This window comes from Methanospirillum sp., from assembly GCF_035560735.1.
In the GTDB taxonomy this organism is placed as follows: domain Archaea; phylum Halobacteriota; class Methanomicrobia; order Methanomicrobiales; family Methanospirillaceae; genus Methanospirillum.
Window position 1 is genome coordinate 1 of the sequence record NZ_DATMYY010000057.1, and the last position, 12198, is coordinate 12198.

Annotated in this window: 12 protein-coding genes; all 12 read left to right on the forward strand. The window is 49.0% G+C overall.

Features of this window, described 5'->3' with window-relative positions; all coding sequences use genetic code 11:
- Positions 1 to 461: hypothetical protein (locus VN429_RS01480; RefSeq protein WP_325629037.1), on the forward strand; the 461-nt coding region annotated here is incomplete at its 5' end.
- A gap of 79 nt (positions 462 to 540) precedes the next feature.
- A complete protein-coding gene (gene fhcD, locus VN429_RS01485) occupies positions 541 to 1431 on the forward strand; it encodes a formylmethanofuran--tetrahydromethanopterin N-formyltransferase (RefSeq protein WP_325629039.1) in 891 nt (296 codons plus the stop codon).
- A 231-nt stretch (positions 1432 to 1662) separates the two neighbouring features.
- Positions 1663 to 2118: a ferritin-like domain-containing protein gene (locus VN429_RS01490; protein ID WP_325629041.1), complete on the forward strand. Its 456-nt coding sequence runs from the start codon at positions 1663 to 1665 to the stop codon at positions 2116 to 2118.
- A 137-nt stretch (positions 2119 to 2255) separates the two neighbouring features.
- The gene (locus VN429_RS01495; protein WP_325629043.1) at positions 2256 to 4364 is read left to right on the forward strand and encodes a DUF262 domain-containing protein; all 2109 of its coding nucleotides are present in this window, start codon (positions 2256 to 2258) and stop codon (positions 4362 to 4364) included.
- A gap of 72 nt (positions 4365 to 4436) precedes the next feature.
- Positions 4437 to 5396 carry a methanogenesis marker protein 11 gene (gene mmp11 / locus VN429_RS01500; protein WP_325629044.1) on the forward strand — a complete coding sequence of 320 codons (960 nt, stop codon included), beginning with the start codon at positions 4437 to 4439 and terminating at the stop codon, positions 5394 to 5396.
- Positions 5386 to 6360, forward strand: a complete 975-nt coding sequence (locus VN429_RS01505) for a radical SAM protein (RefSeq protein WP_325629045.1) — start codon at positions 5386 to 5388, stop codon at positions 6358 to 6360. Before mmp11 ends, VN429_RS01505 begins: the two co-directional genes overlap by 11 nt.
- The gene (locus VN429_RS01510) at positions 6360 to 7502 is read left to right on the forward strand and encodes a thiamine pyrophosphate-dependent enzyme (protein ID WP_325629046.1); all 1143 of its coding nucleotides are present in this window, start codon (positions 6360 to 6362) and stop codon (positions 7500 to 7502) included. The genes VN429_RS01505 and VN429_RS01510 overlap by 1 nt, the downstream gene beginning before the upstream one ends.
- Positions 7483 to 8661 carry a homocitrate synthase family protein gene (locus VN429_RS01515; protein ID WP_325629048.1) on the forward strand — a complete coding sequence of 393 codons (1179 nt, stop codon included), beginning with the start codon at positions 7483 to 7485 and terminating at the stop codon, positions 8659 to 8661. Before VN429_RS01510 ends, VN429_RS01515 begins: the two co-directional genes overlap by 20 nt.
- The gene (locus VN429_RS01520) at positions 8612 to 9829 is read left to right on the forward strand and encodes an aconitase/3-isopropylmalate dehydratase large subunit family protein (protein ID WP_325629050.1); all 1218 of its coding nucleotides are present in this window, start codon (positions 8612 to 8614) and stop codon (positions 9827 to 9829) included. Before VN429_RS01515 ends, VN429_RS01520 begins: the two co-directional genes overlap by 50 nt.
- Positions 9826 to 10314, forward strand: coding sequence for a LeuD/DmdB family oxidoreductase small subunit (locus VN429_RS01525; protein ID WP_325629052.1), 489 nt, complete (start codon positions 9826 to 9828; stop codon positions 10312 to 10314). Before VN429_RS01520 ends, VN429_RS01525 begins: the two co-directional genes overlap by 4 nt.
- Positions 10311 to 11108 (forward strand): DUF7714 family protein, encoded by a 798-nt coding sequence (locus VN429_RS01530; protein ID WP_325629054.1) that lies wholly within the window; start codon positions 10311 to 10313, stop codon positions 11106 to 11108. The genes VN429_RS01525 and VN429_RS01530 overlap by 4 nt, the downstream gene beginning before the upstream one ends.
- Positions 11105 to 12091, forward strand: coding sequence for an isocitrate/isopropylmalate dehydrogenase family protein (locus VN429_RS01535; protein ID WP_325629056.1), 987 nt, complete (start codon positions 11105 to 11107; stop codon positions 12089 to 12091). The genes VN429_RS01530 and VN429_RS01535 overlap by 4 nt, the downstream gene beginning before the upstream one ends.
- Positions 12092 to 12198 lie beyond the last annotated feature (107 nt).

Genomic DNA, 12198 nt, shown 5'->3' on the forward strand with positions numbered 1-12198 from the left:
CTTCTGGATGCCCAATTTGCTCAGGCCAATTAATATCTCACGATCTCAAAAAACGGCGCTTCTCAACTATAAAAACAAAAGATGGTATCTCTCAAATTAATGTATACATTAAGAGATTCCATTGCAGGGATTGTGGTCATCTCTGTTATGCTGATGCTCCTTTTTATGAAAGCAGCAGGTTTGGCTCTCCCATCATAGACCTATGTCTGGTACTGTCCCGAACCTACTCGTTCTCGTACACTTCACACATTCTTGACCAACTTGGAATTATTATTGACAGAGGCACAGTCAGAAAAATAGTACAAAAATATGATCACCCTGTCAAGGTTGTTGATCTTTACGGGATTCAACTTCCAAGTTCTATTCTGGCCCTTTCAGCTCTTGGTATGAAATCTGCCCAGTCAGTCCCGTTATCAGGCCCTGAAGTCTTGCAGGCCTGTGGTTTTCCAGAACCTTTATAAGGCCATTTTTGATTTTTCCTGGATCCAATAAGAAACCATTATTGGGATATCCGGCTGACCTCAGAACAGAGGATCCGTAATGGAACTGAACGGTGTAACGATTGACAACACATTTGCAGAAGGATTTCCCATCTGGGTCTGCCGCGTGATCATTACCGGTGTAACCCGGGAATACGCCATGAAGGCTGCAGTAGAGGCAACCGGCTTTGCAACCTCGGCCATTGGCTGTCCCTGTGAGGCAGGCATTGAGGGCTACCTCAGCGGCGACGAGACTCCGGACGGACGCCCGGGTGTCTCTATTATGATCTGTGCCTCAAAGAAGAAACTTCCAGAGCAGGTTATGGAGCGTATCGCAGAGTGCGTTCTTACTGCAGCAACCACCTCGGTTTTCAACGGCCTTCCGGACGCTGAAGAGAAGTTTGATATCAAAATTCACTTCTTTGGCGATAAGTTCGAGTCCAAGGTTGAGATTGGCGGGCGTGCCTGCTGGAAGATCCCAATTATGGAAGGAGACTATGTCGGAGAAGAGGTCTTCGGTATGGTCAAGGGTGTCGCAGGTGGCAACTTCTTTGTGATGGCAGAGAACCAGATGGCTGCACTTCTTGGTGCACAGGCTGCATCTGATGCAATCCTTGAGGTCAAGGGAACTATCACCAGCTTCCCAGGCGGAATCGTTGCATCTGGATCCAAGGTCGGGTCCAAGAACTACAAGTTCCCGATCCCGGCAACAACCAACGAGCAGTACTGCCCAAGCATCAGAGACAAGGTTCCAGACACCAAGGTTCCTGAAGGCGTCAAGTCTATCTACGAACTCGTTATCAACGGTGTTGACGAAGCAGCAGTAAAGAAGGCAATGGCTGCAGGTATCAAGGCTGCAGTAAAAGTTCCGGGTGTAACCTTTATCAGCGCAGGAAACTACGAAGGAAAACTCGGACCCTTCCAGCTCAAACTCCACGAAATTCTCGCATAAGTGAATTTTTTGGAGTATATACTACCGGCATGACTGATGAGATACCAGTCATGAGGCAAATATCCGGACAAATCCGGATATTTCTTTTTTTTATCGCTAAAATATCAGTAGATTCATCCCAAAACGCTTAAAAGATACCTCGAACAAACAAGATCCTGTGGAAAGCTTGGGAGATCTGTGTGGTTGATCTACCTAAGGCTGTCTGATACGTTATCTCGAGGATGATAACACATGAAACACGACGAATTCAAGAAGGTCCTGCTGGATGCAATCGACAAGGAAGTTGAGTCATACACCTTTTACAAGACCGTTTCAGAACGGGTAAAAGATGAAGCACTCAAAGGTACATTCCTTGAACTTGCAGAGCAGGAAACCTATCACCGCAAGACTCTTCAGGAGTACCTCAGTGGCTCAAAGAAGGAGCTTAAGTTTGACGAGGTCAAGGATTACCACCTGTCAGACATTATTGAGGCACCTGCCCTAACAACCGAGTTAAAGCCCCTTGACGGCCTTAAGATCGCTATCAAAAAGGAAGAGGATGCAATGCACATGTACCAGAAGCTCTCTGATGCAAGTACAGATGCAGAACAGAAGAAACTCTTTGCCGAGCTCTCCAAGATGGAACTTGGACACAAGGCACGGCTTGAGGATATCTATACCAATGCAGCCTTTGTAGAGGCCTGGTAATCCTTTTTTTCTGCAATATCTGTTGCACAGGCGATACTTCCAGTGGCACACGGCACTCCTGAATCAGTATTATTATCAGATCCATTCCGGTGAGACTATGGGATCAGAATACGATATCATCTTGGGGGATGTGTACGATGAAGGCGGCGAAGTCTTCAGTCTGGGATCTATATAACGGTGCGAAACAGTATGTGGTGCCGCTTTTTCAGCGGCCGTATGTATGGTCACGAGCCCAGTGGGATCAGCTCTGGTCAGACATCACCGAACAATACTCATTGAAAGTGGGCAGTCCGCGGGATAAGATACCTGACAGGTTCCTCGGATCCATCGTTGTAGTTAGGGAGTATGAGAAAAATCTTGACAAATATACTATCATCGACGGTCAGCAGCGGATAACCACCATCAGTATCATTCTTGCGGTGATTCGTGCGTTTGCGAAAGAACGTGGTGTCAACGAACTGTACGAACAGGTCTCTGACTTCCTTAAAAATAGCCCGCGAAGTGGCGAAGGGCAATATGTAGTCATCCCTACCCGGGTTGACAAATCATCTCTATATCACATCTTTGATGAGGACTATAACTTCGAGCACGATTCCCGGATTGTCGAGTGTTTTGACTTCTTCTGGCGTAAAATAGACGAATCAGGTGATCTTGATATCACAGCTCTGCAGCAGGTAATCACCGAAGATCTCTGTGTTGTATACATTGAGCTTGACCAGGGTGAAAATCCGAATCAGGTGTTTGAGGCACTCAACTACCGTGGCGTTCCGCTCGAAGAATCAGATCTCATTAGAAACTTCTTTTTCGCAAGTCTGGAGTCGCCTGAGGTCGCTGAAAGCCAGTATGATCAGTTCTGGAAACCAATGGAAGAGAGGTTTGGGAATCACCAGGATCTCATCTCACGATTTCTTCGATACTTCTGCATGAGAACCGGTGATACTATCCGCTCTGGAGAGATCTTTGAATCAATCAGGAGAAAGTTCCTTGGCGCCCCTCCTGATGAGATTAAAGGCCTTCTGCAGGATATCAACCGGTTCTCTGACTACTACCTCCGCCTGCTTCAGCCTGAACTTCTCCCGCTTGAGAAGGTTATCTCAGAAGAGATCAGACGACACCTTGGCAGGATCAAACTACTGGGTTCAGATGCTACCGCACCATTCTTGATGGATTGTTTTGGATGGAATGATCCTGAGTACAAAAACGGGATTGAACTTACAGATAACCAGTTTTCTGCCGTTTTACAGCAGGTTGAGACCTACCTGGTCAGACGCGCAGTGTGTGGGAGATCTGACGTTGGGTATGAAGAGGTCTTCTCGCTTTTGTGCCGAACAATCAACAAGGATGGAGAATCGGTTCAGGATCAGGTTTCATCGTTCTTTACACGACTTGAAGAACCGTACCGAATGCCTGATGATGATGAGTTTGATGATCATCTGAGATACAGCGATCTCTACCATCCTGATACTGAGAATACTAATGCCTGGGTAGTAATGACGGCTCTTGAAACATACTTCTCTGATCAGTCACCGGCATCAGAGGCATCAGTAGGCATCGATCTTTTCGATGATACACCATCTGAGCAGATGATTGATCATATCATGCCAGTTGGACTGACTGCATGGTGGCAGGATCACCTTGGATCAGATTGGCAGGCCGTTCACCAGGATTACCTCCACCGTCTTGGCAACCTTACTCTCACGATGGAAAATTCCTCCATCCTGAACGCTGATTTTGATACAAAGAAGGCATGGTATGCCCTTGATACGCACCTACTTAATACGTCAATGAAAGGGATCAAACTCTGGCGCAAATTCCAGATTGATCAGCGGTCTGGTGTTCTTGCCGCGTTCTGCAGAAAAATCTGGCCTTACCAGGCCGAAATCACCCATACTGTCGTAGCACAGGAAGAATCTGCTCCCGGACTTCGATCTGGGGATATTCCAAAGACGGCAAAACCTGTAATGGTTACCGTGCAGGGAACCGCCCATGCAGTTAAGTTCTGGTACCAGGTTCTTGAGGTTACGGTCAGGGCGATTTACGAGGCAGAACCACAAAAGTTTGAGCGTATTGTGCGTGAATGGCCTGGGTACTTTTCAGACGATGCGGCCCGCTATAAGTCAGCGGTTGGTCCGTACACGTTCAAGTCCCGGTTTGGCAGGTACCAGATCCGCGATATGTGTATGGGAATGATTCGTCTGATTGGTTGGAATGATGATTCCTGGTCTCTAGAAGTAACTTATCATTGATCTTTTTTTCCGGGAGAGGGTTTATCTAGTTTGATACCGAAAATTCTGTTAACGAAATTTTCGGCGACAAATATGAACCCTTCTATTCAGGCAACTACTGGAGAACTTTCATCTGAAACCAGATCTACTGAAGTTAACCTGGTTGATCCATATATCATTCATTATCCGTGGATTACTGCTCTTGCATCTGAAGATGGCAGCAAAGTTGAGCTCATCGAATGTTTTGACTGTATCGGGGGTGCGATGTGGGTCAAGAAGCATTATGCCAAGAGCCCGCTTGTCACCTCAGTCAGGACTGTTGGTTCTATGAACCGGTACATCCTGAAGACTGGTTCTGTGGATCTCAATCTTGAGGGCTCACGGTTTCCTGCAGGTATCTGTGCAGTCAGGCTCTCTGATTCAACAATCCAGATCTCGTACCGGGGTATGGGCGGTGGTGGTGTTGGCGCCACCATCTGTCGAGCTACAGCTGCTGGTGTCATTTCTTCAGAATATGATGAATCAGGGGGAGGTAAGGTTGCAGGATCTACACTGACCTTTGCAAGGAATACGAGGGTGCTCATCGGGGTTGATGACACCGACACTCCTGAGCAGGGAGCTACCTGGACCCTGGTCCACAATATTGCCCGTGCTGTGGCCGGAGATCCAAAGAATGCGGGTCCGCACCGTTATCTCTCTCATACCATAGTTCAACTCTTCCCGGTGCCGTTCAGAACCAAGAACTGTGTCGGAGTTGTTGCCGAGTTTGCCTCTACAAACCCGCAGAATCTGATTGACCGTTTTGCCGGGCTGCTCAAAAAGTATACACTCTCTGAAAAGACCGGCATGGCAGTGTATACCGGCTTCTCTCCTGATATTCTTCTTGCATTCGGTGAAAAGGTCAAGCGTGGCCAGGTGGAACCGGACGAGGCGGGCAATCTGGAAGGTGGAAACCTCCAAATTATCATGAATGGCCGTGGTATTACAGGAGCAATAGCCGCTATCCCGTTCTACACCCGGTATGATGAGGCACTTGAACTCTATGGACCTTAACCAGTGGGAAGATCTAAAAGTGCGATTGCTCGCAATTGGAACTGCACAAGTCACCGGTGAACCTGTTGATGAGTATGTTACACGCTCGACTGCCGGTCCGGGAGCTGGGGGCAGGGGTTCTCTCTTCTTCTCAAGTGGAGGTCACCGTGTCAGACTCTCACTGGCTGATGTTTCTCCGGTTCAAATAAAACATCTTGGAGAAGGAAGGGTGGAACTCACCATAGAAAATGAGAAATTTTCCGGATTGCTTGAGCATCCTGCCCTTCACTGCCCGAGACAGGCATATATCACCATCACACCGAGCTGCATCTTCTCCTGCCGGTACTGTAATGTCCCGGTGCTGAAGGGAAGCCGAAAGACTCTAGAAGAGATTGAGAGCCTTGTTGAATCGGTAATTGGAGAAATCGGTGCAATCTCCCTGACCTCCGGAGTTTTGGAGAGCATTGAAGAAGAGGAAGCATATGCTGTGCAGGTAGTCTCGCGTCTCACAAGATTCAACATCCCTATTGGTGTCTCAATCTATCCTACCCTAAAGACTCCAAAAAGACTCAAAGAAGCAGGGGCAGCTGAGGTAAAATTCAACCTTGAGGCTGCAACACCGGACCTCTTTGCTGCAATGTGCCCGGGACTCTCATTTGGATCTATAAGAGATATCCTCCGGGAATCGGTCAGGCTGTTTGGAAGAGGGCATGTCTTCTCTAATATCATTCTCGGGCTTGGAGAGAGTGATACCGAGATGCAGGACTGTATCGACTCGCTTTGCAAAGATGGTGTGATTCCAGTTATCAGGCCGCTCAACCCTACTGCAGAACTCAAGGAGTTCTCAAGACCTGATGCATCACGAATCGGGCTCATATTCAGGTACCTTGAGGCTGCTCTTAAAAAGTCAGGTCTTGACCCCTCGATTGCCATGACGATGTGTCCGGCATGTATGGGATGTGACATGATCCCGGGGAGGGAGTGATGTCTCCCGGTGAATCAGGTGAAGATCTGCTTGTTCGCACCATCAGGTCGTGTGCTGATCGAATCTATGCGGTTCCCGGCTATCCGGTATCTTCTTTGGGAGAGCGGTCAGGTGCAAGGCTTGTCATCAACGAAAAGGTTGCTCTTGAACTGGCAATTGGTGATTCCCTGGCTGGCAGACGTGCCTGTGTTATTGTGAAACATGTGGGTATGAATGCCCTCGTTGATCCCCTCGTGCATGCAACTTTTCAGGGCATCAGGGCAGGTGTCGTCATTGTCTGCGGTGATGACCCGACCGCGAAGAATACCATGACCGTTCAGGATTCCCGGTACTTTGGCCCGATTGCATCAATCCCTGTTCTTTCCGGTATTCATGAATCTGGAGTCAGCGATGCCTTATGTGCTTCTGAGCATTTTTCACGGGTTGCTCTTCTGCGGGTCAGTGCTGAAGAGATGAGTCAGCCGGTCAATACCCCTACTCCTGGATTAGTCTGTCCGGAAAAAAACCCGGCATCCGGTCTTGCCGATCCTACCCTGACGATGTATGGCAGAGCAGTCCGTGTAGCAATCGGCTCTGATCAGATACATGCAGCAGGTCTTGCACCACATCCTCTTCCTCCTGCTCAGTCTTCATCAGCACCGCAAAACCGCAAAGAGCGTGGCAACACTCTTGGTCTCTGTGCTGACTGCCCGTTCAGATCGTTGTTTGAACTGATGGCAGAGAAAGGAATGTCAGCAGTCTGCGACACTGGTTGCAGCCTTATTGCAATGAACCCACCCTACTCGTTTGGTGTTGCATGTTATGGCATGGGCTCGGCTGTCGCAGTTGCTGCATCTTCTGGTAATGCTGCACTAATAGGGGATTACGCTCTTTTGCATTCAGGACTGCAGGGACTGATTGAAGTGTACCAGCAAGGGCTACCCCTCCTCTGTATCGTAATGGTAAACCAGTGCATGGGCATGACCGGTGGTCAGCCGGTCCCTGATCCCCTGCCATACCTGGGCTTTGCACATCCGCAGGTCTGTGATGCAAAAGACCTGAAACATCTCGAAGAATTGTTGACCATCCCAAAACGGCCGATGACAGTACTCGTCTATGGCTCTTGTCCTGAGGTGATTGATCATGAAACCGTGGCATGTTGAGATCTGTGACGTAACACTCCGTGACGGTGAACAGACTCCTGGAGTCTCGTTCACACTCGAAGAAAAGCAGGATATCGCTCAGCGCCTTGACGCAACCGGCGTCGAGGTGATAGAAGCAGGATTTCCAATAGTCTCTGTCCATGAAAAGGAGATTGTGCGATCTGTCTCCCGGATGGGCCTTGATGCAAAGATATGTGGACTTTCACGGGCCTGCCGTGAGGATGTTGATGCAGCCCTTGATGCTGAAGTTGACATGATCGGTCTGTTCGTGGCAACATCAGACCTCCATATTAAACATAAATACAAAAAGCCACGTGAAGAGGTTGTTGCAAATGCCCTCATGCAGTGTGATTACGCCATTGATCATGGACTCATTGTCAGGTTCGGTGCCGAGGATGCTTCCCGGACACCTCTTCCAATTCTCATAGATGTCTACCGGCAGGCTGCAGAGCATAAGGCCAGTTATGTCACCTTTGCAGACACCACCGGACGGCTTACCCCACTCGAGGTAGCCACAATCATCCCAGAACTTGTCAAGAATATACCTGTTCCGATAGCGATGCACAGCCATAATGACCTCGGATGTGCTACGGCAAACACGATCATCGCAGCCGAGCTTGGTGCCTACCAGTTGCACACAACGGTGAACGGGCTTGGCGAGCGGGCTGGAAACGCCAGCCTCGAAGAGGTGCTTGTTACCCTCGCTCTGAAAGGGGGAATCAGCCGATATGATATGACCCAGATTCCTGCCCTCTCCGAGAAGATTCAGCAGTATACCGGGATTATGATGCCGGCAACCAAACCGGTGGTCGGGTCAAATGCGTTTGCACATGAGAGTGGGATTCACATCGCAGCTATTCTTGAAAACCCTGAAACGTACGAGTTTGTTCCGCCGCAGCTCCTTGGACTGGATCGGCAGTTCATTCTTGGAAAACACACCGGAAAACGAGCCCTCACTCACATTCTCACAACATTCGGGTATCAACTCCCTGATGAGGAGATCACGAAAGTTCTTGAGGAGATCAAGAAGCAGAGCGAAGGCAAGTGTGTCATATCCCCACAGATTCTGCAGGATATCATCAAAAACGTAACTGGAAAGGAGATTATCAATGGAAACTCTGTCAGAGAAGATACTGGGTGCTCAGGTCGGAAGTTTTAGTGACAAACAGATTGACAAAGCATTCTGTCATGACGGTACAGGCATTCAGGCCAAGATCATCTACGATGAAATGGGAGCTCCGGGGATTGTAAACCCTGGAGCCTGCTATGTGATCTACGATCACATCGCCCCTGCCAACACCAGCCAGACAGCTGACCTTCAGCGTGAACTCCGGGAGTTTGCAACAAAGTCTGGTATGCACTTCTCTGATATCGGTGGTGGTATCTGTCACCAGTATATGGCAGAAGGACGTGTTCTTCCTGGAGAAGTTGTCATCGGTGCTGATTCACACTCCTGTACACTTGGGGCCCTTGGTGCATTTGCGACCGGTGTCGGTGCGAGTGACATGGCAGGAATCTGGGTGTCAGGAGAGACATGGCTCCGGGTTCCTGAAAGCATTTCCATTTACATCTCCGGGACTCTGGGAAAAGGTGTTGAATACAAGGATCTGGCACTCTGCTATGTTGCTGAACTTGGGATGGATGGGGCTACGTATAAGAGTCTTGAGTTTCGGGTTGATTCGGCATCAGAGATCCCGATGGAAGGCAGGCTGACCCTTAGTAACATGGCAGTAGAAGCCGGGGCAAAGGCAGGTCTTTGGTATGCAGACAGAATAACCAGGGAATATCTTTCCAGATATGGACAGACATGCCAGGAGCAAAAACCCAACAATGAACCGTTCTATTGTGAAGAGATTTGGTTTGAACTAGATGATCTAGAACCATTCCTGGCTGTGCCCCACCGGGTCGATACAATAAAAAATGTATCTGAACTTGCTGGAACGCCTCTCGACCAGATATTTATCGGGACCTGCACCAACGGAAGGTATGAAGACCTGGCCCGAGCAGCTGCAATTCTGGATGGGAAAAAGGTCGCAGTCAGAACCGTTGTCGTTCCAGCATCACAAGCTGATTACCTGCATGCTGCCACATCTGGTGTTTTGGCAACCCTTGTTGCCGCCGGCTGTACTGTTTGTCCCCCTGGATGCGGACCATGCCTTGGTGCTCACATGGGTGTTCTTGGAGAAGGAGAAGTAGGGCTCTCAACTGCGAACCGGAACTTTAGAAACCGGATGGGTGTTGGTGCATCGTATTACCTCTCTTCGCCATCGACTGCAGCTGCGAGTGCAATAGCAGGGGAGATTGCTGATCCCAGGGAGGTTTTATGACCCTTCTCGCAGGTTCTGGTCCTGCGGTCTGCATTGGAGACGACATTGATACAGACCTTGTCATTGCAGGCAGGTATCTCAGAACCAAAGATCGAAGCGTCTGGGCTGAGCATGCCTTTGAAGATCTGGATCCTACCATTGCACCCCGTCTGAAAGGATGTGTGCTGGTTGCAGGCAAAAATATGGGGTGTGGGTCCTCTCGTGAACAGGCGGTTATGGCTCTACGTGAGGCCGGAGTTCTTGCTGTTGTAGCCCCGTCGTTTGCACGGATTTTTTTCAGGAACTGCATTAATGTCGGCATTCCTGTGCTTGAATGTGAAGAGTTCCCGTGTGAAAATGGAGAGATGATAACGTATGACTCCAGAACCGGGATGATGAGAACAGACAGGGTAACACGTGAATGTCTCTCACTCTCACCTAAGATGCAGGAGATTCTTGATGCCGGTGGTCTTGTAGAGTACTGGAAAAGGAGACTTTCCAGATGATCTTTCCACCGCACTGTAAATGTGTCGGATATGCTGGTGAAAAACCTGTAGGTGACCAGGTTTACTTTCTCTCTGAGTACCTGCTTCATGAAGTCCCGGAAGGGTTTGAGATCCTCTCTGTTGAGGTCGGGGAAGGGACCAGTATGATGAGACCGGTGAAAACAGTGAGTCTGATTGCATCTGCTGGTGATGTCTATCAATACCCGGAGCGGGTGATTTTGCATAACCGGGGTGACCTGATTCGCCGGGCTGCAGAGACTGGGAAACGCTGTATCATTTTCACCGGTATTGACGAGCACAAGACCTTCATCTGCGATCCTGATCTGCCTGCCCTTTCCACAGTCCATGTGTATGATGTAACACCACCGAGAGCCCATCTTGCAGAGACCATCAGGGCTCTTGAGGCAACCGGACTTTTTGGTGAGTTAGAGATCCAGTTTGAGTATCATATCAGGGATATCAGGGAGACCGGAGCAGATGTCTTTCCCTGCCGGGCCGGAGGATTTTCCAGCACAATTGATTCAGATCACCTCACCGGTAATGAACAGGTTGCGGGTTGTATGACTGCCAGGCAGGTTCTCTCTGATTGTTATGGGAAAGATTTCCCGGTTATTGACATCTGTCCTGCAAATGCCGCTCATGAAGAACCGTTCATTGCCCGATGTTGTAGAGCTGAGCGTACAGGAGTTCAGACAATCAACGGAAAACATGGCGTGGTTGTTCACTGGGGTTCCTCACCAAAACAGATTGCAGATGCGGTGTATGAACTGATGAATGAGAGGAAGAGCACATGAAAGTAGTGGTTGCACCAGGTGACGGGATTGGTCCTGAAGTGATCGCTCCTGCAGTTGATGTACTGAAGATCTTTCATCCTGAATGGGAGTACAGTCAGGTGTACCTCGGGTATGAGTGCTGGAAGCGGACCGGTGATCCTCTCTCACAGACAACCCGCTCTGCCCTAAAGGAAGCAGACCTGATTCTTTTCGGGGCTATCACAACCCCGCCTGATCCAGCGTACAAAAGTGTCATTCTCACCATCAGAAAAGAACTTGATCTCTATGCAAATTTAAGGCCTGTCTTTGGGGCAGGCTTTGATATCCTGATTGTGCGTGAGAATACTGAAGGCCTCTATTCCGGGATTGAATGGCAGGAGAAGGATCGGGCTTGCACAATCCGTCTGGTGACAGAGGAAGGGTCGCGGAGAATTGCACGGTTTGCAAGTTCATGTGCCCGCAGAAGAAGACGTCATCTTACAATTGGTAACAAGGCAAACATCCTGAAGTCTGATGTCTTTTTCGTTCGGATCTGCCAGGAAGAAGCAGAAAAAATCGGTGTATCAGTTGACAAAAAATACATTGACGCCCTGGTTCTCGATGTTCTCCAGCACCCCGAGCGGTATGATGTGATAGTCACCACCAATATCTTTGGTGATATTCTATCCGACGCTGCTGCCTACCTTGAAGGAGGGCTCGGGATGCTTCCAAGTGCAAACATCGGCAAGGACCATGCCCTTTTTGAACCTGTCCATGGAAGTGCTCCTGATATTGCAGGAAAAGGCATTGCAAACCCGATTGCAGCTATCAGGTGTATCTCCTTGCTCCTGAAGTACGCTCAGGAGAGGGAGAATGCAAAGATTGTGGAAGCTGCTATCCAGAAGGTACTTGCAGATGGTGTAAAAACTCCTGACCTTGGCGGGAAAGCGGGAACAAAAGAGGTTGGAGAGGCTGTGATTAAAGAGATCATCAGGATAAGGGAAATCCCCGAACCTGACCTCTGATCCGGTTATTCTGATATACTCTGTGTTATCTGTGATGATTCCATCACAAAGATACTACAATTCTTTCACACTATTATACGACTTTGAAAGTAAATGAGTGCTTTTCC